The organism is Psychrobacillus sp. 05T411, assembly GCF_056396485.1.
Genome location: NZ_JBFTLO010000039.1, coordinates 1 through 21,177, shown reverse-complemented (window position 1 = coordinate 21,177; position 21,177 = coordinate 1). Strand labels below are relative to the sequence as shown.

Sequence of the window (21,177 nt, the reverse complement as noted above, 5' to 3'; positions counted from 1 at the left end):
ATATTTCCCCCGATTCTTTTTAAAAAGGCAGACTCATCCTCGATGCGCCTGCCTATTTAATGTAATTTACTATCTCGACTTAAAGCATTTCCGAAGTTGTTTTCGCTTGCATATGCAGAACGATATAATCAGGTCCGCCAGCTTTTGAATCTGTACCGGACATGTTAAATCCACCAAATGGTTGGTATCCTACAATTGCACCTGTACATCCACGGTTGAAGTAAAGATTACCTACATGGAAATCTTCACGAGCTTTTTCTAGGTTCATGCGGTTATTTGTTATAACAGCACCTGTTAAGCCGTATTCAGTGTTGTTTGCAATTTCAATCGCTTCGTCAAAATCTTTTGCTTTTGTAATACCAACAACTGGTCCAAAGATTTCTTCTTGCATAATACGTGCAGTTGGAGAAAGGTCTGCAATGACAGTTGGTTGAATGAAGTAACCTTCTGAATCATCACCAGTACCACCAGCGACTAAACGACCTTCACCTTTACCAATTTCAATATATTCCATAATTTTGTTGAATGCAGAACCATCGATAACTGGACCAACGAAGTGCTCATCATTATCAGGAATACCAACCGTTAATGCTTTTGTTAACTCTTCAACTCGATTTACTACTTGATCATATACATCTTCCACAATTACAGCACGAGAACATGCAGAACATTTTTGACCACTGAAACCGAATGCAGATTTTACGATAGATTGAGCAGCTAATTCTAAGTCAGCTTCTTTATCTACTACGATTGTATCTTTACCACCCATTTCAAGGATCGTACGTTTAATCCAAATTTGACCATCTGCCAATTTAGATGATTTTTCAACGATTCCTAAACCAACGTCACGAGAACCTGTGAAGCTGATTAGACGAGTACGTGGGTGTTCTACTAAGAAGTCACCTATTTCAGCACCTGAACCAGGGATGAAGTTAACTACTCCAGCAGGCATACCAGCTTCTTCTAATACTTCAACAAATTTATAAGAAACGATTGGTGTTGTTGATGCAGGTTTTAGCAATACTGTATTACCAGCAACTAATGCTGCAACTGTTGTACCAGCCATAATTGCAAATGGGAAGTTCCATGGAGAAATAACTACTGCTACTCCTAATGGAATATAGTCATAGCGGTTATACTCGCCTGGACGGCTTTCCACTGGAATACCATCTTTTAAACGTAACATTTGACGACCATAATATTCTAAGAAATCGATTGCTTCTGCAGCTTCAACATCAGCCTCAACCCACGTTTTACCCGCTTCTTTTGATAGTAAGGCAGAGAATTCTGCTTTGCGACGACGCATAATTGCCGCTGCTTTAAAAAGTACATCTGCACGTACTTCTGGTTTTACTTTTTTCCATGTGTTAAACGTCTCATCTGCAATGTCCATCGCTTTTGAAGCAATGTCTTTTGTTGCTTTTGAAACAACACCTACTACTTGTTCTTTATTTGCCGGGTTATAAGAAGTGATTTTACCTTCTGTTGTAATACGCTCTCCACCAACGATTAATGGATACTCTTCGCCTAAGTATGCTTCAACTACTTTGTATCCTTCTTTAATCGCTTGTTTGTTTTCTTCTTTCGAGAAGTCTGTGAATGGTTCGTGTTTATAAGGTAACATGTAAATCCTCCTTTAATAATTAGTGCAAAAATAATTTGCGTTTCTAAATCGTTTACATATATAATAATGCAAAAGATTGTTGCGTTTTTCAAGTGTTAAATTTTAAAATGTTAAAATATTTTTGAGGTGAGCTAGATGAATGACCAATTGAGTAAGCTTCTCCCTTTTTATAAATTTGCTACAGAACATGTATCTGTAGGGATTCACGCAGTAGATATATTCGGTAAAACGATTATTTACAATGAAAAAATGAAAGAAATCGAAGGACTAAATTCCGTTGATGTAGTCGATCGCTCCATATTGGACCTTTTTCAGTTTGAGCAACAAGACAGTACATTACTAAAAGTGCTGCATAGCAAAAAACCTGTACTACGTGTTAAACAAACGTATTGGAATCGAAATGGACAAGAAATTACTACCATCAATGATACATACCCTGTTTTAGAGAATGGTAAACTAATCGGTGCTATTGAATTCTCTCGAGATATCACAACATTAGAACGGCTCATATACCAGCCTCTAAAAAGATATAACGAAGCGATTACACTCTCCACTATTACAGCCGCTTCTCAGCTTATGAAAGATGTTAAAGAACGGTCTATTAAGGCTGCCCATGTGCGAATGCCTGTACTACTCACAGGAGAAGCTGGGACTGGGAAAGACCTAATCGCTGAAGCGATTCACCATCAACTTTCTCCTCCGAATGAACAATTTATCAGTTTGTATTGTCATAGTTCGGATATGCAATTGATTAATAAATTTGAAAAAGAACTAGCGCATTTAATTAATTGCACTATATTTTGTGAAAGAATCGATTTATTATCCATCGATTTACAAAATAAGCTATTGGACATTTTAAACGCCAATAGTAATAGCCAAAACTTATATATTGCAAGCATTGGATTAGATCCGATTGATTTAATCGCAAAAAATCAACTAAGCAAGGAACTGTATTATTTCTTTACTACTGTTACGATTAATATTCCGCCGCTCCGTGAACGAACCGATGACATAATACCTTTTGTGGAAGATTATTTTCAACGGTATTTAAATCGTTATGGCTCCACTATTCAGGAAATAGAAGATGAGGTTATTCAGGCTTTTTTAAGTTATGATTGGCCAGGTAATTTAAAGGAACTGGAGTTAATTTTAGATGAGATTAGTTCGATGATTACAACGGAGAGTATTTTGCGAATCGATATGTTGCCTTTACATTTTAAGTTAAAGGTGCAAGATTTAAATGAGTCATCAAAAAAAGCAGAGGATTTTGTTGTGTCGTCTGATAAAGAATTACTTCCTTTAGATGCCTATTTACGCGAAGCGGAAGTATATTATTTGCAAAAGGCAATGGATAAATACGATGGCAATGTGACGAAAGCTGCAGAAGCCCTGGGGATGAGTCGCCAAAATTTACAGTATCGGTTACGTAAAATGAAAAATGGAAGCACTCCTCAGTAAGAGCTGCTTCCATTTTTTTATTTGCCCACAGAGCGGTTAGATTGATTTTTTAATCCATTCGCCTAGTTTTTCTTTTAAAGTGTTAAAGCCTTCGACATCATGTTCGTCTACACGTGCTTGAAGTGTTTTACGAGGTTTGTCTTCTCTTTTTGGAACAACTGGTTTTTCTTGTAGTTCTCGAATGGACAAACTAATTTTTCCGGCCTCATCGTCTATTTCAAGAATCTTCACTTCGACCTCTTGACCAACTGTTAAAAACTCTGCTACTTCTTTCACGTATCCATAGGTTATTTCCGAAATATGCACAAGCCCTTGTGTATGTTCATCTAAACTAACGAATGCTCCGTAAGGCTGAATGCCAGTTACTTTGCCCCTGACCACATCTCCTACCTTATAAGTTTTTGTCATAATACCCGTTCCTACTTTCTTTATATACGTTATAGTCACGGTAAATTATAACATATGGGTCAGCTCGCTAGCAAAAATCACTGTGTTGGCATGAAGGCAGCTCTCCAACCATTTTCAGTGTGAATGAGCTGGAATCCTAACATAAAGTCATTTTCTTCCTCCAGCCTATCCCGGTTAACAGTCAAATACGCAACACCTGATCTATCTTCCGTGGAATTTGTTACTTTGTTTTCTTCAAATCTAATATGTGTAAACAACTTTGTAACTTCAATAGGAGTCGAATGTTCCGCACTTAAAAACTCTTCTTTCGAAATAGTTAGATGCTTATCTCCCTTAATGTACAGCTCATATTGTGTCACATAGTCTTCCAGCTGTTCTGTATAGTAATATAGCCCAACTATTTCACTTGCAGTTGCATCTTTTAATACTTTTTGGTCATAGGTCCCTGCAAACTGTTTGTATAAATGGTGCACACGTTTAATAAAATCATCATTGACGTCTACTTCCGGCTCCTTTGTCTCATCAACATTAACGTACTTGGAGATATTTAAACGCCAAATACCGTCACTATCCAGTCTAAATGGAATGTAAAATTCTATTTTCCCTTCTATTTCTGTTCCTAATGTTGTCGTTAATATTCCTTTGTCCTTTTTAGTTTGAAACGTATGATAATACATACTGTCCGCTGACTGTGGAATATTAATTCTAACAGTTGGCTCTTTCAAAAAGGCATTCTTATTCCAACTTAAAATAGCTGCTTCACTAATTAAGTTCCACATCATTTCATGGTTGTTTTGAAGGCTTGCATATTCATATAAAAGAGCAATACTAATTGGATCAATGCCATGCAGTACCAGTGGATCAAAGTCCTCATTAAACTTATCATACAATTCTCCAAACCCATTATGGTCAATTGCATCAGGGAGATTGCTAACTAGTGATTGTGGCAAAATACTTTCCCAATCCAACTTCTTAATATCAAGCTCTCCATCAAGAGCCTGAATATAATAGGTTCTTAGTTGGTCAATGTTTAACCCTTTATAGATTGCGTTATATTTCCATCCATTAGCCTCCATCGAAGTAACTAATGGTTTAAAAAAAGTACCTAAAGGTGAAATTCCAGATAAGTTAGCCAATGACTCCCAAACCATTCTGGCATGTGGCTTAACTTCATTATTTTCGTTAAATACTCCACTTGAATCTTCTGGAAATAGTAGTTGTTCCGTTAATTCAAAATAGTAATTTTCGAATCTGTGATGTATAGCTGATGAGTCATCCGTATTTAACAAAGTTTTTTCCATAGTACTTACATAAGAACTTAAAGAAGATACGGGTTGCTCACGCAATAACGTCCTTACACCATTGTATCCAGGCATGTCGTTATAAAGGCTCAAATACGAAAACTCATTTTCATTTAAAGCATTTTCTATTTCTCCATAAAGAAAATTCCACGCTGGTCGAATCAGGAAGCCATTCTCATCATCATTTACCGCCAATTTTAAACCTTGCTCTGGTAATATTTTGATCAAAGTTTGTATTTCCTCTGGCATTTCATTTCTCTTGGAAATAAATACATGTGCGCTTGGTTTATCGTTGAACGTGGCAATTTGAACTACCTCTTTATGTTCCCAAAGTTTAAAATCGTAGTATTCTATTAAGTACTCTGTTTTAGCAATGAAATCATCTACAAAAATAATACTTTCTTGTGCATCCAACTTTCCTTTCTTTTTCACATCTTTTACCATTTCAGATGGAAGCTTTAACCCTTCAATTGCTTTTACATAAGCTTCCTCAATGGATAGTTCATCATTTTTCCCTTCTAAAGTACCCGGGCTGATTTGAGCTGAAAATATGGTGTCTGCGTACTGGACAAATCCTAAACTCGAAAACGCCTCTTCTGACATTTCAAGCTGTTTTTGTCGTTTCTGTCGTTCTGTTGTATAGCTTTGTACTAATTTTTCAATATCCTGTTCGGTGTATTCCTTTTCATCTGTAGTTATATTGTTCGCTTCATTTAAAAAGCTGGCACCAAGAATAGTGATAATGAACACACTTGCGATACTTACTGCCCAAACTGTTAGTCGTTGCCACTTCGTTCCTTTGTTTTTCTTTTCATTTACTTGTGGTACTTCATCTAGTTTGTTTAATATGTCATCTACAACAATTTTTGTCTGGATTCGTTCGTATGAGTCTTTCAATAAATATAAACGTTCTTCTAGTTGTTTATCGTCCATGTTCAGCACCTCCGTTCATCTCCAGGGCAGTTTTCAAATGACCTTTCGCTCGAAGTAATCTTATTTTAATCGTTGAAATTGGAACATTTAGTACTTCTCCTATTTGTGCATATGATAGTTCGTGGAAATAGAAAAGAATAATAGGGTGGCGATATTTTTCATCTAATGACTGAATTGCTTTATGTAGTTCTCGGTCTTCTTCAAAAACTAGAACTCTGTCTTCTGCTGATTTTGCACTATAAGCTGTAATATCAATTTGCGTCATTTTTTCTTCTTTTGCTTTTTCTCTCGATTCCTTCCGGTAATAATCTCTTGTTGTATTCAACGTTATTTTGTATAACCAGGTCGTAAAACGCTCATGCTTAAATTGATGTAAAAAGCGATATAGCTTAACAAATACTTCTTGTGTAACATCTGGTAGATCATTTACTTTCACACCACATTGATAAGCAAACTTTTCTACCGTCCGGTGATGTATTTGGATTAGCTCTGCATATGCTTTTTTATCGCCTTTTTGCGCACGCACAATTAATTCGCTATCAAGCATTTTTCCCCCTCGCTCTCTCTTGTTGTATAGGTGATACGAAAGATAGTTCTAGAATGTTTCATAATATTAGTCTATATTTTCCCTTTAACCTCGTGTACAATAAGACCGTTCTACTTGAAGGAGGAGTTATTTTTGGCAAAACGAGATCATTTTGGCTCGAAAATTGGATTCATATTAGCAGCAGCCGGAAGTGCAATCGGATTGGGTGCTATTTGGAAGTTTCCATATATGGCAGGAACGAATGGTGGTAGTGTCTTTCTTATACTTTTCATCATAAGCACGCTTTTAATTGGGCTACCTATTTTACTTGCAGAGTTCGTAATCGGAAGACGAGGACAATCAGATCCAGTCACTTCTTTTAAAAAGCAAGCACCTGGAAAACAGTGGTATCTTCTAGGTTGGTCGGGATTAATATTTTCATCTATTATTTTATCCTTTTATAGTGTAGTTGGCGGATGGATATTAAGTTATTTAGTAAGATCCATATTTTTTAAACTTAAAGGCGGTGGCGACAATTATTTCAGTGAATTGTTCGGTACTATCATCCAAAACCCTTGGGAAGTGATTATTGCACAAGGAGCATTTATGCTGTTAACGATTTGGATCGTCCAAGGTGGAATTAAAGGCGGGATAGAACGGGCTAGTAAGTGGATGATGCCTCTGTTATTTGTCTTCTTTATAGCACTTGTTATTCGATCTTTAACGCTAGATGGAGCTATGGAAGGGATTAAATTTTTGTTTGTTCCGGATTGGTCTTATTTTACTGGCAAAACAATTTTGCTAGCGCTTGGACAAGCTTTCTTCTCGTTAAGTGTTGGAGTGGCCGTGATGATTACCTATGCTTCTTATTTATCGAAAGAAGAAAAACTGGGAAGCTCCGCGTTTAATGTTGCACTGATGAATATTGGTGTTTCGATTTTAGCCGGGCTCGTCATATTTCCCGCTGTTTTCGCGCTTGGGTATACGCCCGATCAAGGACCTGGTTTAGCATTTATCATCTTACCTGCAGTATTTGAACAAATACCGTTCGGTGCATTTTTTATGATTATTTTCTTTATCCTTTTATTGTTTGCAACGCTGACATCGTCTATTTCCATGTTGGAAATATCCGTATCGATCGGCATTCGCTCTAATTACGAACGCCGTAGAAAAGCATCTTGGATTTATGGTTTTATTATTTTCTTGGTTGGAATTCCAAGTGCCCTTTCTTTTGGAGTGCTTTCGGATGTTCATTTATTAGGAATGACTATCTTTGATTTTGCAGACTTTATTACTAGCAGCTTTGGCTTACCGATAGGTGCATTATTCATCTCTATATTCGCTGGGTACCATTTATCTAAAGCAGAGCTTTCCAATGAGTTGCTACTGAATAAACCTTTGTTCCAAGCATGGTATTTTATCGTTCGTATTGCTGCTCCGCTTGCAATTATTATCATATTTGTGCAAGGAATTATTAAATTGTTTTTGTAAAAAAAGTACTTTTTCTGTCAATACTTTAAAGCTGTTCTAAAAAGAATTGTGCTATAATATAGTAACAATTAAGACTTTTAAAGGGGTGGATCAATGCATGAAAAAAGAATTGCATGAACAATTACGTCAACTTAGAGAAGAACGTAATATATCTTTAGAAACACTTGCCTTAAAAACAAGAATTGGAACAGGTAAACTAGAAGCATACGAATCAGGTAACGAAACACCATCTGTACAAACGATTTTAAAATTATCGAACGCATTAGAAGTCCCGGCCTCTAATTTATTAGACGGCCTACAAGAAGCGTAAACAAAAAAGCTTTCGGGGTATAAACCGAAAGCTTTTTCTTTATCCCGCATTAACGGGCAGTAAGACACCAACTTCAAAATTTAAGATAAGTGGGAGATCCACTGCCCATAAAAGCCCGATTGGATCAACTAACAATCAGTGGGGGATGAAGAACCCCCCACTGATTGAAGTTTCACTTTATTAGATGATGCATTTCATTTCATATTTCAAGGCAATCAACTTGTATGAAATCTCTACACATTTTTCAAGCGGAATCCACTCTTCGAACGAATGTTCATAAATCTCTTGGATTCGTTTCGCGAGTTCTGATGGATGGTCAATGTTTTGTAAATCAGCTACTACATCAGCTGTTTCTGTTTCGTAACTATCTACTCCTAGATTGAATGGATCCCACTCTTGTAGCGTCCAAACTGCTTTTCTATTCATCTCAATTGTGTCCATTTAGTTTCACCTTACTAGTTTTATTGGTTAGGGTTATAATAACATAATAATCTCAAATTGAAAGGAGAAATTACTTTGTCTAATTTTTCTACTGTTTATAATCGAAGAAACACCTTTTCTGTAAAATGGGACATGCTTGATCAAATATATTCACTGGAGGATGCATCCGATGTGCTTCCGATGTGGGTTGCGGATATGGACTTTGCGATTGCTCCTGTTATTAAAGATGCAATACATAAACGAATCGAGCATCCTATCTTCGGATACTCCATGACTCCCGAAACAGTAAAATCTGCCTTAACTAATTGGCTTTTGCATAAACACCAATTAACGATTAACAACGAATGGATTTTATTTAGACAAGGGGTCATTCCTGCTATGGCAGAAGCGATTGAAGCTTTTACTGAGATTGGTGATAAAATACTCATCCATACTCCTGTATACCCACCCTTTACAAATATCCCACAAAATTTAGAACGGGAAGTTGTTACTTGTCGTCTTGTAGAAAAAGAAAATGCATATGAACTTGACTTAGATGTATTTGAAACATGTTTACAAACAGGGGTAAAAGCATTTATTTTATGTAACCCACATAATCCTGGTGGAAAAGTGTGGAACAAAAATGATTTAGCCCAAATGGCCTCACTTTGTCAGCAATACAAGGTCCTTATACTTTCAGATGAAATTCATTCAGATCTTGTTTTCCAACCAAATAAACATACGCCGTTATTATCTGTTGCGGAAGATAAGAATAATATAATTACGTTTTTTGCACCAACCAAAACATTTAACTTAGCAGGAATTCAAGCAGCTGCTACAATTGTTCCAGATGAGCAAAAACGAAAAACACTCGAACATCTCGCTATGACACGTGGCGATATGGGCTTAAATATTTTCTCATTAACCGCTTTACAGGCAGCTTATAACGAAGGGGAACCATGGTTAGAAGAGCTAATGGAAGTTCTTTCATCCAATATGGATTATGCTATTGAGCATTTGTCCGAAATAGAGGGAATCAAAGTTGCTAAACCAGAAGGCACCTATTTATTATGGATTAATTACCGAGATACTGGATTGTCGGAGAAAGAAATAATGGAAAAGTTATTAACAAAAGGTAAACTTGCACTGGAACCGGGCACTAAATACGGAGAAGCTGCTGATGGCTTTTTACGAATGAACTGCGCTTGCCCATTCGAGACCATTCAAGAAGGCGTTGCCCGATTTGCTAAAGCGTTGAAATAGTAATTTTCACTACCTTTCCAATAAACGACTAACAATAATTGTCGTCCCACTTCAAGTAAACTTGATGATTTAAAAACTGGTTGCTTTCACTAATAATTTGGTTGCTTTCGGAATAGAACTGGTTGCTTTCACTGATTGGTTAGTTGCTCTTAGCCATTTACTGGATTAATACATCGAAAAATTATGCCGTATAACTACATTTTATATGGAAATAATTACTTAAATTTAAAAAGCAGTCATCTCATTGAGATGACTGCTTTTCTAGTTCTTCTTTTCTCATGCGCATAATCTTTTCTTCTAGTACTCTTGCTTTTTCCGCGTCTTTAGCTGATTTCTTTTTGAACCATCTGAAAACAAGTATACAAATAACCAATAATATAAGAAATTCGAGCACTACTGGAATATATTCTGTTTTATCTTCGGGAAAATACAAATAAAGAAACGCTGGTTGTAAAAAGGTAAACATTTTTACACTTCCTTACTTATTTTTCAATAATCTCGATGGATTCAATCGTAATATCCGTTACTGGCTTGTCTTGTGCCCCAGTTTCCACCGTAGCCATTTGATCGACAATATCCATACCCTCAATTACTTGTCCAAAAACGGTATGTTTTTGATCGAGATGTGGTGTTCCACCATTTTCTGCATATGCTTTTGCAATTTCTTCTGGCCATCCACCCGCTGTTAACTGTTCTACTGTTGCTGGTGCTTGAGATGCTTGAACGATAAAGAACTGACTACCATTCGTATTCGGACCAGCATTTGCCATTGATAAAGCGCCTCTTAGATTAAATAAATTCATCGAGAATTCATCTTCGAACTCTTGTCCGTAAATACTTTCGCCCCCCATTCCAGTTCCAGTTGGGTCTCCACCTTGAATCATAAAATCTTGAATAATGCGGTGGAAAATGATGCCTTCATAATATCCATTTTCCGCATGTGTTAAAAAGTTTTCGACTGTTTTCGGTGCATATTCCGGGAATAGTTTGATCTTCAAATCTCCCATAGATGTATGCATAATAACTAACGCCTCATTTGATGCGACTTCTGTCTTCAGTTGTGGATACACGCCTATCTCTCCTTGTTGTTCAGAGTTTGTATTTTCAGCTGTTTCTTCTTCTGTTACCACTTCCTCTTTCGGTGCTTCCGTGGCAGTTTTACCACAAGCGCTTAAGAAAAAAGCAGTACATATTACCATGAATATAAGTAACTTTTTCACGTTTCATTCACCCCAAATTATTTTATCATATTGGCTACTTAATTTCAGTGACAAAGTATCTAACTTTCTTAGTCACTCGAAATGTTCTATAATAGTATATGACTATAAGTACGTTAACAAAAAGAAAGAAGGGATTTCGATGAGCGTACAAAAGAGAAACTTTACGATCATGTGGTTTTCTAACTTTCTCGTAGCGGGCACGATGACGATGATTATGCCCTTTTTGTCATTATATATTAACAGTATGGGTGACTTTTCTGAAAGCTATGTTCAAAAATGGGCTGGGCTCGTATTCGGTGTTACTTTCGTTACCGCCTTTTTAATGTCTCCCGTTTGGGGAAGAATTGCGGATAAATATGGGTACAAGCCTATACTCATTATTAATGGCTTCGGTATCGCCACAAGTGTCTTTTTAATGGGCTTTGTTCATTCCGTGGAAGCATTTTTTGTCCTTCGTTTATTTATGGGGATTGTTACTGGATTTATCCCTACTTCTCTAGCTTTCATAAGCGCACAAACTCCAAGAAATATAGCCGGGAAAACGATGGGGACGCTACAAATGGGAAGTGTATCCGGTACACTTTTCGGCCCGGTAATGGGTGGTTTTTTAGCAGACACTTTCGGTTTTCAATACACCTTTATCATTACCTCTTCCGCTGTTTCAATCGCAGCATTGCTCGTTATTTTCGGTATCCGAGAAATTAAAAAAGAAAAGAATAAGAATGATCATGAATTCTCGAGAAAAACAGTTATCTCCGGTATTTTCCACCATCGACTTATTTTAAACGTTTTAATGATTACGTCGATTGTTCAAATCGGCTTATTTAGTATTCAGCCCCTACTATCCTTGTATGTTTCGCATTTAACGAATTCCAAAGAAGTCGCTTTACTAGCAGGGATTACCTTTAGTGCTACCGGGGTCGGTAGTTTACTATTTGCTAGGACATGGGGAAAACTTGGAGATTCAATTGGATACGAGAAAATACTATCTGCTCTACTAGTTATCGCTTTTATATTTATCATTCCACAAGCATTCGTAACGGATTTATGGCAATTGATCGTTCTTCGTTTCCTATTTGGAATAGCTTCAGGAGGTCTGATACCTATAACCACAGCTTTAATAAGAAGAGAAGCACCGATTGAAGTGCAGGGCGAATTAATGGGCTATAACACAAGCTTCCGGTTTTTAGGGAATATTATTGGACCAATGTTTGGCGGATTTATAAGTGGATATATCGGTATATCTTCTGTATTTTTTGTAACCGGCAGCTTATTTTTAATCGCCTTTTTCATCATTTATTTTGCACGAAAGAAACCAATACAGGATTTTGAAGATGTATTGTTAGAGGAAGAACTTCAGGCTAAAACAACGTAAAAAAACAGGCACACTTCCTACTAGAAAGTGTGCTATTCTTTTAATATGGACAGATTTAGATAATCGTGAAATGGAGTTCAACAAATGCGCCAAGCAATCGGTTTTATTATTATATTACTTTGCTTTCCATTTATATGGATCTTATATTCTTTCATTCATACAGAAATACTTGTAGCTAATTCATATAAAGATAGTATGACAGAATCTATTCAATTATCGAGCCCATCGATTTCCTCCCCTGTTGTTTTTCTCGATGAACAGGAGCGGGTTTTCTCAGAGGATTATATTGAATGGCGAGACCCCCTGCCCCTTGAATCTATACCTCTTTTTGTTCAGGAGTTGTTTATTCAAAGTGAAGATGTGGAATTTTATGATCATATCGGATTTAATTTTAGTGCAATTTTTCGTGCAGTTTTTGCAAACGCCATAGCCAATTCAAAAGACCAAGGTGCTAGCACAATAACGCAACAACTTGTTCGCTTGCGTTATTTGACTACCGAAAAAACATATGAACGAAAAGTAACTGAGCTATTATATGCGTATGAAATGGAAAAACAATCGACAAAAGAAGAAATACTATCCAATTATTTAAATGAAATCTATTTCGGAAACCAAGTGTATGGAATTGGAGCAGCGGCAACCTATTATTTTAGCCGACCGATAAATGAGTTAACTAAAAGCGAACTTGCTTTTATAAGTGCTATTCCCAATAACCCAACGCTATACGATCCTTTAGTAAATTTCGATGCAGTGAAAAAAAGACAGGAATTACTCATTGATGTATTAGTCAAAAACGAAAAAATAGCTGATGCTGATGGAGATGTTCTAAAAGCTGCTCCAATAATTTTGCACACGAAAACGAAAATACAACAGTATCCTGCCTACAGTACATACGTGGTGGAAGAATTAAAAAATCTAATCGCCTATACGGAAGGCTTCACAGAAAAAATAGCCACTGCACAAAACGATCAACAAAAACAACAGTTCGAAAAGGAACTGCAATCTCGTGTAACTGAAATCAGCACCCAAGGAATTACTATATATACTGCTCTCGACCCAGTTAAACAGCAAAAAGATGAAACATATGTAAACGGCTTATTACGTAAAACGGCTGACTTACAGGCAGCGACGACTGTTATTAATAATGAAACAAGGGAGATTATCAGTTTGTATGGAGGAAATAACTATAAAAAGTTCGACTTTCATCGGGCATACCAAGCTGTTCGACAGCCAGGTTCAGCTTTCAAACCATTACTTGTATATGCTCCCTTGTTTGAAACAACATCTTTAACGCCGCAAAATACGATTAATGCAGGAAAGTTTTGTATTGGTACATACTGCCCGCAAAATTATGGTGGCGCAATTTATGGAAATGTCACGATTCAACAAGCATTTCGTTTCAGTTATAACACGCCTGCTGTCCGTTTACTTCAAATGACTGGGATCGAAACAGCTTTTGATAAATTGGACCCTTTCCAATTTAACCATATTGGAAAAGAAGATTATTCCTATGCTGCTGCTTTAGGTGGGCTGACAAAAGGAGTAACACCACTAGAAATGGCAGATGCGTATACAGGTTTTATAAATGGTATGTATAAGCCCGCGCATGCAATTCGTAAAGTTGTGGATAAAGATGGCAAGATTTTATATGAATGGAACGAGGAAAAACAAGAGGTTTGGTCACCAAAAACCGTACAAACGATGCGTAACTTGCTACGTGATGTGGTCGCAAATGGTACAGGGAAAGGTATTTTTGTACAGTCATCGTATATTGGTGCTAAAACAGGGACGACCAATGATTATGTGGACTACTGGATAGCCGGACTATCGGACACCTATACATCCGCTGTTTGGATTGGCTATGATATGCCTAAAAACATGAAACCCATCGAATCTAAGAAAATACACCATTCCATCTTCAATCAAATCATGAAGAACGACAGAAGAAGCTACTAAACCGTAGCTTCTTTTCATTTCACAAAAAAGGCAAGCTTGCGATAACTCCATTGTATAACTTAATGATTGCATAGATTATTAAGGCTAAAAATAGACTCCAAATAATAATCTCGAACATGATTAATCCTACCGTACCCAATAGACTCATTGAATTACTCAATTTAAATACGACATATATAAAATAGATAAATACAGTTGCTAGGAATAGGATTAACAATAATTGAATCGATTGTAAACCTACAGCGGAAATGACTGCTCCTACAAAGAAGATCACATAACCGCCTCGTGCTTGTGAAATGGTCTTCCCTTCTAAATCTTTTRAAAAAAATAACATACCGATTTCGTGAATTGTTTCCGCAATCAATTTCAAAGCAGAAAAAAGCATAAAATATACGAGCACTAAAATAATAAGCAGAAAGATTTTCAGTTCTAAATCGGAAAGAAACTCCCGCATACCACTATAGACACCTATGACTTTAAACAATTCAATCGCTTTATTCATTGTATAAACAGAAAATGTTAAACTAAATAATAAAATCGTAATTAAAGGCAAAAATCCGAACACATATGGGTTTCTCATCATGATCCTCTTATTCTATAAAGTATTCATTTTTATCATAACGAAGGGAAGATACATTCTGCAAGTAGCAGTCTATTTATGTAGAGAAGAAAAGAAGAAAAAAGCTTTTGCAACCGCAAAAAATGTGCGTTGCAAAAGCTTTTATTTTATTAGTAATAACCACCGTAATAAGGCTGATAAGGATAATATGGATAATATGGATAGTATGGATATGGTTGATTAGGTGGGTAATATGGATATCTGTTATAACCACCATAACCTCCATATAATGAAGAACCTAAAAGACCTCCTACTAAGCCTCCTATAAATGGACCTCCAATACCGCCAAATCCAAAACCTGGGCCTCTAAAGCCACCATGACCTACGCCAAAGCCACCTCGATTAAATCGTACCATGCTGTTCCTCCTTTCCCAACAGTGTATGCGGTTTAGGAGTAATAGGCTGTGCGTTTTGCCTACTCTTCGTCAGCCATTCGCTCGATTAATGTAGCAAGTGTTCGTACCATGACACCAGTACCGCCTTTTGGTCCGAAATCATATGCTGCATTTGCATCCGAAGTCCCAGCAATATCTAAATGAATCCATGGTGTGTCCTCTACAAATTCGCCGACAAAACCGCCACCGAAAATCATATGACCATCGCTACCTGGTGAGTTGTTTAAATCCGCTACATCGCTTTTACGTATTCGTTTTTTATCACTTTCCGTTAAAGGTAATCTCCATGTAAATTCCCCTGTTTCTAGAGAAGATTCCATGAACGTCTCGAAAAACTCTTCGTTATTTGTAAGTGCACCTGTTTTATCGTAACCAAGGGCTGTAATAACCCCACCTGTTAATGTTGCAACGTCTACAATATAGTTAGCACCTTGTTGTTTAGCATATGTTACAGCATCTGCAAGCACTAAACGACCTTCTGCATCTGTATTTAATATTTCAATCGTTTTTCCACTCATCGATGTAATCACATCATCTGGTTTAAATGCATTTCCAGAAATCATATTATCTGTTGAGGCGATGACTGCGATGACGTTTTTGTTCGGGCGAAGCTCCCCGATGATTTGCATTGCACCCAAAACAGCTGCTGCCCCTCCCATATCACCTTTCATCCCAACAATTCCTGTTTTCGTTTTGATCGAGTAACCACCTGTATCAAATGTAATACCTTTCCCTACAAGTGCTACAACATCTTCCCATTTTTCTGTTGCTTGGTATTTTAACACGATGAATCTTGGTTCCTCGACAGATCCTTGGTTGACCGCAAGTAAAGCACCCATACCAAGTTCTTCAATTTCCTTTTTACCTAAAATTTCTGTTTCAAAACCATATGTATTGCCAAGTTCTTTTGCATACTCTCCTAATTGTGTAGATGTTAAGACATTGCCCGGAGTATTTACCAAAATTCTTGCTTCATTCACTGCATCCGCATAAATAGTCCCTACTTCAAAATAGGATACTATTTCGTCGCTATCCTCATCCGTTAATAGCTCAATCGCTGGTAAGTAATAGTCCGGAACATTAGAGGAAGTTTTATATCCTTCATATTTAAAAGAACCCATTCCAAGCCCTTCAGCGGCTAAATAAGCTACATCTATATCCGAAATGGACTCAGTGCTAAAGGAAGGAATCCAAATTGCCAATGACTCTGGTTTGCTAACTAATAATTCTTTTCCAACGAGGCCGAATGCTTCCCGAATATTTTCTTGTGTTAATTGTTTTCGTTCTCCAATTCCGACAAAAATAATTCTTTTCACTCCATCTTTGTCCGCCACAGGAACTTTTACAATCTTTTTAAGTTCAGAAGAAATATCCCCACTCTTTACCCACTGTGCAACATGTTCCCCAAAACTACTTAAAAAAGCTTCCCATTTAGTTGTGTTCTCCGCGTGCTTAGAAACAGCGACCACAAGTGTCTCAGATTGAATTTCATCAAATACTACGTCATTTGTACTAATAATCATTATTTTTCCCCCTACTTATTCAGATATATTCTTATTATATAGGAAGAAGATTCATTTTTCGAATTGTATGAGTATGTTATACTTATCTTACTTAAATTATATCGAAAGGCGGTGTCTACTTTGGCAATCCTCCAAAACATCCCATTAATGGCTGCACTTTTTTCTATTTTCTTTGCTCAATTTGTAAAAATCCCCATTCATTTTCTGATGACGAGGAATCTGGACTGGAAGCTCTTTACATCTACTGGTGGAATGCCTAGTTCTCACTCAGCTGCTGTAACTTCACTTTGTACCGCAATTGCATTTGAAGCGGGAATCGATTCTAACCTCTTTGCAGTCGCAACCGTGTTTGCTGTTATTGTTATGTTCGATGCAACTGGGGTTCGTTTCCAGGCTGGAAAACAAGCGCTGATTATCAATCAAATGCGCGCTGATTTTCAAAACTTTGTTGCACAGACAAAAGAATGGTCTCACATGAAAAATGAAGAGAAAATTGAAGAGTTGAAAACATTGTTAGGTCACAAACCAATTGAAGTATTTATGGGTGCCCTAACTGGTATTGCGATTTCGGTCATTATTTATACGATGATTGTATGAACAAAAGCGGAAGCGCCTATGTCTGCCCCGACAGGCAAATGGGGATGGGGTAGGTCTGCAAAGTACGCCACATCGTGTGGCAAAGCAGACATAACCCGCATCGTGCGGGCCAAGGAGGCAGCTCTCCAGCCACCACAGCTTTTTCACATTTGACCCCGAGGGGCAAGGCGCTGGAGTCTGGATGTAAAAAAAGGATGACTCGTTTTGCGAGTCATCCTTTTAAAACATTTGATAGCCATTTTTTCTTAAGTATTTAATAACAAACCCAGCTGCAATTGCCCCTACAAGTCCACTAGACAAAATAATAATGTCTGCCGCATGCAATGACACTAATTTATCTCCAAGCGCTGAGAAAGCAAGTCCTGGCTTTGTAAAATAATCAAAAAAAGCAACTTCATCAATAATAAACACAACAACAATTGGATAAAGAATTGCCATAAACCATGTCATTCTAAGTAGCATGTTTAATAAAAAAGCGATTCCAAAAAACATGACGAAAAATATGAGCACCGAAATGATCATTTGTACAAGCATAAAGTCTCCCATAATCTATTACCTCCGTAGTATCTTTTACTAGTTTACCTTAACGGAGGGGAGTATTCAATGCACTTGTTTACTTTCACCTATTTGTCATAAAGGGTTTACTTTTTCCCTGATCCATTGCAACAATTACAAGTTTCTGAACCGCCTAAGCGTAATTGAAAATATCCTTCCCCTTTGCAATACGGGCAATTTCTAGTAACCGTTTCTTGTTTTATCTTGTTCATTCAAACAGCTCCTTTTCAGTTATTATAATATTCTGATAATATAACATATAGAGATTTGATTGTAAATAAAAAACTAACCATATTAAAAGGAAGTTCACAATGTTGGGAAACTGCGCGGTATATTGCTCTGATTAGGATCCACTGTGATTTTCGCTACAGGACGGACGCTTTCCGTGGGGTGAGTGATGAGCCTTCACCGCCGCTTAGGCGTACGATGTGAAGTCTCATCTTACTCAGGCAGAGGAACAAAGGCTAAGAACGCCACATCGTGTGGCAACCCCTTCGTGACCAACATCGTGTTGGCCTCCACTGGAGTCGCCGCCCTGTAGCGAAAATCAATGAAAATTGCCCAATTATCAATACCATCCCATTAAAAAAAACAAAATTTCAACCAGTTTTTCCATTGGATTCATCCAATAAATGGCTTAGGGCAACCAGCCGATCACTGGGAGCAACCAGTTCTACTGCGAAAGCAACTAAATCAGCACGAGAGCAACCAAATTACTCGTGAAAGCAACCAATTCTCAAAATGGCTCTTTACTTGATGTGAGACAACTATGATTTCGACATATTATAGGAATTATATGCCTTAAAGCTCGTCGAACACGCCTGGCCGGCATCGACTCGACTAGTTTGTCGTGTTCAAAGGCGAGATTGTCGCGTTCGCAGTGGTTATTGTCTCGTTCAACCATTTATTGCTAATCTCGGATAGTGATAAGTTAGTAATTTCCATTGATTTTCGCTGCAGGCGGCGGGGATGGCTCATCGCTTACCCGGTATAAAACGTACGACTGCAGCGAAAATCCTTGCGGTCACCCAATAGGTCTTTTACGTCGCAGTTTCTCTATATTACGCTCCATTCAAAAAGTCAAAACACTAATATTATATTGTTGGCTTCCTTACTTGATGAATAACTTATAGCTCGTATAACCAAAGACGTCCCCTGGATTAATACCGTCCAGCGTGCTAAATCCATCCTCAAACTTCTTCTCTGCAAGCTCATGAATCATCACGGAAGCATCTGGGTCATGCAACAAGCTAGACGGATGAATCCAGTTCACTTCGTACAGCTCCGATAACTGCGCTTGAAGAATAGGAATTTTTTCGATTGGCCTTAGTAGAAAAATCGCCATGTTGTCACTAATCTTATTTTGAATAACGCCACTTCTAAAACCAATCATATGCTGTACCAAACATTCTACCCCAGTCTCTTCCTTCACTTCTCTAAAAACTGCTTCATCTACCGTCTCGTCTTTGTTGACAAATCCAGCAGGGAGAGACCATCTGCCATGAAGTCCGCCATATCTTTTTTTCACGACAAGCCATTCGCCAACCTCATTAATTACTAAACCAGCAACCCCAAGCCATACATTTCCTCGATCTTCTTTAGCCATATATAAACAATCCCCTTTTAAAAAAGCTCCCACCTTTAATACAGGGGGAGCTAATCATTATTTATAAATTATAAACTAAATTTACCTTTTTTCACTACTAGTGGAACTCCACCGATCATATAAAGAGCACGGTTATCAATAACCTTTTTCATAATCGAAGCTTTTGTTCCAGTAAGTTTTCTACCCATTACATCACCAATTGCATCATGCTCTCCAAGTGAACATACTGTTCCTTTTAGAGCAGGTACAAACTCTTCTGTATCATTGCCTTTCATAAGTGCAACAATATTTTTTGCAATTGTAACAGCTTGTTGCATTGCAATTTGTGCGGTTGGAGGATACGGACGGTTGATCTCTTCATTGATCATAAGTGCACAGTCCCCAACGATGAATACATCTGGGAATCCAGGTGCACGCATGTCTTTTTCAACTTTAACACGAGCACGCATATTTTCAATGCCAGATGATTCGATTAAGCGATTTCCGCGAACTCCAGCAGCCCATACAACTGTACCAGCTGTGATGAATTCGAATTCTTCTTCGCCTTTTTTAATTTTAACGCCTTCTGGAGTCGCTTCTACTACTGGTGTTCCAATAGAGAATTCAATTCCTTTAGCTTCTAATCGTCTTACAGCATATTCTACTAATTCTGGGTCAAATCCAGGCAATACCATTGGAGCAGCTTCTACACATACTACACGTACTTTTTCTTTCGGTACGTCATATTCTTTGCATAGTTCTGGTATACGATTTCCTAATTCACCTAAAAACTCGATACCGGAAAATCCAGCTCCACCTACAACGATTGTTAAACGAGTATCGTCTTGTACATCATCCGTTGACCAGTTAGCAAATTGATATTCAATATGATCACGAATTTGACGAGCTGCATTTACGTTTGCAATAGAAAGTGCATACTTGTCTAGACCAGGGATTCCGAAAGTTTCCCCTTCAAAACCTAAACCAATTACTAGGTAGTCATATGTATACTCACCAGCACTTGTTGCAACTTTCTTTGTATTTACATCGATTGCATCAACTGTTGCTTTCACAAAAGTTACTTTGCTTCCGTTAATGACACTTTTAACATCATAACGAACTTGGTCTGGACGTAATGTACCAGCAGAAGCCTCGTGCAACCATGTAGATTCATAATGGTAATCATTTTTATTTACTAAGATAATATCTGCTTCATCTGTTCCTACTAATTTCTGAAGGTTTACTACAGTAGATAGTCCACCGTATCCTGCACCTAAAACTAGAATTGTTGGTCTTTTCAAGAAAATCGCAACCACCTTTTATATATTTTTAGAAGACCTTTACGACACAAATTATTCATCCTACTAACGTTTTCTTTTGTCTAATTTGCGACAAAAACCTCTTATCTCTTATATTAGACCTTTTATCACGCTATTTCAATACATTGTTAGCGATATGTAAAGTTCCTAATTTACAGAAATTAAGGTTCAACGTCAAATGTTGGGGTGATGTGATTTTCACCCAGCCCTTAACCAAGATGAACCCCTATTTCTTTATACTTTATATTTAATAAAATCTTTGCCCGAAAGTGATCGAAGCGACGAAAACCATATGCGTT

General features: G+C 37.4%; 21 protein-coding genes. 7 read left to right on the top strand and 14 right to left on the bottom strand.

The features are described 5' to 3' along the window. Window positions 1-79: 79 nt before the first annotated feature. Window positions 80-1,624, bottom strand: a complete 1,545-nt coding sequence (pruA, locus tag AC1DFT_RS19085) for an L-glutamate gamma-semialdehyde dehydrogenase (RefSeq protein WP_478160959.1) — start codon at window positions 1,622-1,624, stop codon at window positions 80-82. Window positions 1,625-1,759: 135 nt separating this feature from the next. Here pruA and AC1DFT_RS19080 point away from each other — a divergent pair, with 135 nt between their 5' ends. Next, a complete protein-coding gene (locus AC1DFT_RS19080; protein WP_478160958.1) occupies window positions 1,760-3,082 on the top strand; it encodes an AAA-type ATPase lid domain-containing protein in 1,323 nt (440 codons plus the stop codon). Window positions 3,083-3,118: 36 nt separating this feature from the next. Here the strand turns inward: AC1DFT_RS19080 and yugI are convergent, their stop codons facing one another. From yugI to AC1DFT_RS19065, 3 genes are all read right to left on the bottom strand, one after another. Further along, complete coding sequence (gene yugI, locus AC1DFT_RS19075) at window positions 3,119-3,490, bottom strand: S1 domain-containing post-transcriptional regulator GSP13 (protein ID WP_478160956.1); 372 nt, start codon at window positions 3,488-3,490, stop codon at window positions 3,119-3,121. Window positions 3,491-3,567: 77 nt separating this feature from the next. Then, window positions 3,568-5,724 (bottom strand): hypothetical protein, encoded by a 2,157-nt coding sequence (locus AC1DFT_RS19070; protein WP_478160954.1) that lies wholly within the window; start codon window positions 5,722-5,724, stop codon window positions 3,568-3,570. Continuing rightward, window positions 5,714-6,271, bottom strand: a complete 558-nt coding sequence (locus tag AC1DFT_RS19065; protein ID WP_478160952.1) for an RNA polymerase sigma factor — start codon at window positions 6,269-6,271, stop codon at window positions 5,714-5,716. Before AC1DFT_RS19065 ends, AC1DFT_RS19070 begins: the two co-directional genes overlap by 11 nt. A 132-nt stretch (window positions 6,272-6,403) precedes the next feature. Here AC1DFT_RS19065 and AC1DFT_RS19060 point away from each other — a divergent pair, with 132 nt between their 5' ends. Both AC1DFT_RS19060 and AC1DFT_RS19055 read left to right on the top strand, forming a co-directional pair. Further along, window positions 6,404-7,741 (top strand): sodium-dependent transporter, encoded by a 1,338-nt coding sequence (locus tag AC1DFT_RS19060; RefSeq protein ID WP_478160950.1) that lies wholly within the window; start codon window positions 6,404-6,406, stop codon window positions 7,739-7,741. Between the two features lie 97 nt (window positions 7,742-7,838). Then, complete coding sequence (locus AC1DFT_RS19055) at window positions 7,839-8,051, top strand: helix-turn-helix domain-containing protein (RefSeq protein WP_402821434.1); 213 nt, start codon at window positions 7,839-7,841, stop codon at window positions 8,049-8,051. Between the two features lie 180 nt (window positions 8,052-8,231). Here the strand turns inward: AC1DFT_RS19055 and AC1DFT_RS19050 are convergent, their stop codons facing one another. Beyond that, window positions 8,232-8,492 (bottom strand): DUF1871 family protein, encoded by a 261-nt coding sequence (locus tag AC1DFT_RS19050; RefSeq protein ID WP_093269698.1) that lies wholly within the window; start codon window positions 8,490-8,492, stop codon window positions 8,232-8,234. 75 nt (window positions 8,493-8,567) lie between these two features. Between AC1DFT_RS19050 and AC1DFT_RS19045 the strand changes: the two genes are divergently transcribed. Next, entirely contained in the window at window positions 8,568-9,734 is a 1,167-nt protein-coding gene (locus AC1DFT_RS19045; protein WP_478160947.1) for a MalY/PatB family protein, read from the top strand. A gap of 241 nt (window positions 9,735-9,975) precedes the next feature. On the opposite strand, the gene AC1DFT_RS19040 is transcribed toward AC1DFT_RS19045, so the two are convergent. Both AC1DFT_RS19040 and AC1DFT_RS19035 read right to left on the bottom strand, forming a co-directional pair. Then, window positions 9,976-10,200: a hypothetical protein gene (locus AC1DFT_RS19040; RefSeq protein ID WP_478160945.1), complete on the bottom strand. Its 225-nt coding sequence runs from the start codon at window positions 10,198-10,200 to the stop codon at window positions 9,976-9,978. Window positions 10,201-10,216: 16 nt separating this feature from the next. Then, complete coding sequence (locus AC1DFT_RS19035) at window positions 10,217-10,753, bottom strand: peptidylprolyl isomerase (RefSeq protein ID WP_478160968.1); 537 nt, start codon at window positions 10,751-10,753, stop codon at window positions 10,217-10,219. Window positions 10,754-11,093: 340 nt separating this feature from the next. Between AC1DFT_RS19035 and AC1DFT_RS19030 the strand changes: the two genes are divergently transcribed. Continuing rightward, window positions 11,094-12,329 carry an MFS transporter gene (locus tag AC1DFT_RS19030; protein WP_478160943.1) on the top strand — a complete coding sequence of 412 codons (1,236 nt, stop codon included), beginning with the start codon at window positions 11,094-11,096 and terminating at the stop codon, window positions 12,327-12,329. Between the two features lie 84 nt (window positions 12,330-12,413). Continuing rightward, complete coding sequence (locus AC1DFT_RS19025) at window positions 12,414-14,285, top strand: transglycosylase domain-containing protein (RefSeq protein WP_478160941.1); 1,872 nt, start codon at window positions 12,414-12,416, stop codon at window positions 14,283-14,285. Window positions 14,286-14,304: 19 nt separating this feature from the next. On the opposite strand, the gene AC1DFT_RS19020 is transcribed toward AC1DFT_RS19025, so the two are convergent. The 3 genes from AC1DFT_RS19020 to AC1DFT_RS19010 all read right to left on the bottom strand — a co-directional run bounded on the left by AC1DFT_RS19020 (window position 14,305) and on the right by AC1DFT_RS19010 (window position 16,822). Then, entirely contained in the window at window positions 14,305-14,865 is a 561-nt protein-coding gene (locus AC1DFT_RS19020) for a DUF5366 family protein (RefSeq protein WP_478160939.1), read from the bottom strand. 149 nt (window positions 14,866-15,014) lie between these two features. Next, the gene (locus AC1DFT_RS19015) at window positions 15,015-15,260 is read right to left on the bottom strand and encodes a hypothetical protein (protein ID WP_478160937.1); all 246 of its coding nucleotides are present in this window, start codon (window positions 15,258-15,260) and stop codon (window positions 15,015-15,017) included. A 59-nt stretch (window positions 15,261-15,319) separates the two neighbouring features. Next, window positions 15,320-16,822, bottom strand: a complete 1,503-nt coding sequence (locus AC1DFT_RS19010; RefSeq protein ID WP_478160935.1) for a leucyl aminopeptidase — start codon at window positions 16,820-16,822, stop codon at window positions 15,320-15,322. Window positions 16,823-16,942: 120 nt separating this feature from the next. On the opposite strand from AC1DFT_RS19010, the gene AC1DFT_RS19005 reads away from it, so the two are divergent. After that, window positions 16,943-17,419, top strand: a complete 477-nt coding sequence (locus tag AC1DFT_RS19005; RefSeq protein WP_478160933.1) for a divergent PAP2 family protein — start codon at window positions 16,943-16,945, stop codon at window positions 17,417-17,419. Between the two features lie 219 nt (window positions 17,420-17,638). Here the strand turns inward: AC1DFT_RS19005 and AC1DFT_RS19000 are convergent, their stop codons facing one another. The 4 genes from AC1DFT_RS19000 to AC1DFT_RS18985 all read right to left on the bottom strand — a co-directional run bounded on the left by AC1DFT_RS19000 (window position 17,639) and on the right by AC1DFT_RS18985 (window position 20,860). Further along, the gene (locus tag AC1DFT_RS19000) at window positions 17,639-17,965 is read right to left on the bottom strand and encodes a YuiB family protein (RefSeq protein ID WP_478160931.1); all 327 of its coding nucleotides are present in this window, start codon (window positions 17,963-17,965) and stop codon (window positions 17,639-17,641) included. A gap of 95 nt (window positions 17,966-18,060) precedes the next feature. Continuing rightward, window positions 18,061-18,186, bottom strand: coding sequence for a YuiA family protein (locus AC1DFT_RS18995; protein WP_478160929.1), 126 nt, complete (start codon window positions 18,184-18,186; stop codon window positions 18,061-18,063). Window positions 18,187-19,085: 899 nt separating this feature from the next. Beyond that, entirely contained in the window at window positions 19,086-19,580 is a 495-nt protein-coding gene (locus AC1DFT_RS18990; protein ID WP_478160927.1) for an NUDIX domain-containing protein, read from the bottom strand. A 68-nt stretch (window positions 19,581-19,648) separates the two neighbouring features. Continuing rightward, complete coding sequence (locus tag AC1DFT_RS18985) at window positions 19,649-20,860, bottom strand: NAD(P)/FAD-dependent oxidoreductase (RefSeq protein ID WP_478160925.1); 1,212 nt, start codon at window positions 20,858-20,860, stop codon at window positions 19,649-19,651. Window positions 20,861-21,177: the final 317 nt, after the last annotated feature.

What these genes read in the sequence shown, in the direction of transcription:
- yugI (WP_478160956.1), bottom strand. Translation starts at nt 3,490, where the DNA reads ATGACAAAAACTTATAAGGTAGGAGATGTGGTCAGGGGCAAAGTAACT.
- AC1DFT_RS19040 (WP_478160945.1), bottom strand. Translation starts at nt 10,200, where the DNA reads ATGTTTACCTTTTTACAACCAGCGTTTCTTTATTTGTATTTTCCCGAA.
- AC1DFT_RS19065 (WP_478160952.1), bottom strand. Translation starts at nt 6,271, where the DNA reads ATGCTTGATAGCGAATTAATTGTGCGTGCGCAAAAAGGCGATAAAAAA.
- AC1DFT_RS19035 (WP_478160968.1), bottom strand. Translation starts at nt 10,753, where the DNA reads ATGCATACATCTATGGGAGATTTGAAGATCAAACTATTCCCGGAATAT.
- AC1DFT_RS19080 (WP_478160958.1), top strand. Translation starts at nt 1,760, where the DNA reads ATGAATGACCAATTGAGTAAGCTTCTCCCTTTTTATAAATTTGCTACA.
- AC1DFT_RS19070 (WP_478160954.1), bottom strand. Translation starts at nt 5,724, where the DNA reads ATGGACGATAAACAACTAGAAGAACGTTTATATTTATTGAAAGACTCA.
- pruA (WP_478160959.1), bottom strand. Translation starts at nt 1,624, where the DNA reads ATGTTACCTTATAAACACGAACCATTCACAGACTTCTCGAAAGAAGAA.
- AC1DFT_RS19025 (WP_478160941.1), top strand. Translation starts at nt 12,414, where the DNA reads ATGCGCCAAGCAATCGGTTTTATTATTATATTACTTTGCTTTCCATTT.
- AC1DFT_RS19015 (WP_478160937.1), bottom strand. Translation starts at nt 15,260, where the DNA reads ATGGTACGATTTAATCGAGGTGGCTTTGGCGTAGGTCATGGTGGCTTT.
- AC1DFT_RS18990 (WP_478160927.1), bottom strand. Translation starts at nt 19,580, where the DNA reads ATGGCTAAAGAAGATCGAGGAAATGTATGGCTTGGGGTTGCTGGTTTA.
- AC1DFT_RS18995 (WP_478160929.1), bottom strand. Translation starts at nt 18,186, where the DNA reads ATGAACAAGATAAAACAAGAAACGGTTACTAGAAATTGCCCGTATTGC.
- AC1DFT_RS19000 (WP_478160931.1), bottom strand. Translation starts at nt 17,965, where the DNA reads ATGGGAGACTTTATGCTTGTACAAATGATCATTTCGGTGCTCATATTT.
- AC1DFT_RS19050 (WP_093269698.1), bottom strand. Translation starts at nt 8,492, where the DNA reads ATGGACACAATTGAGATGAATAGAAAAGCAGTTTGGACGCTACAAGAG.
- AC1DFT_RS19030 (WP_478160943.1), top strand. Translation starts at nt 11,094, where the DNA reads ATGAGCGTACAAAAGAGAAACTTTACGATCATGTGGTTTTCTAACTTT.
- AC1DFT_RS19055 (WP_402821434.1), top strand. Translation starts at nt 7,839, where the DNA reads ATGAAAAAAGAATTGCATGAACAATTACGTCAACTTAGAGAAGAACGT.
- AC1DFT_RS19010 (WP_478160935.1), bottom strand. Translation starts at nt 16,822, where the DNA reads ATGATTATTAGTACAAATGACGTAGTATTTGATGAAATTCAATCTGAG.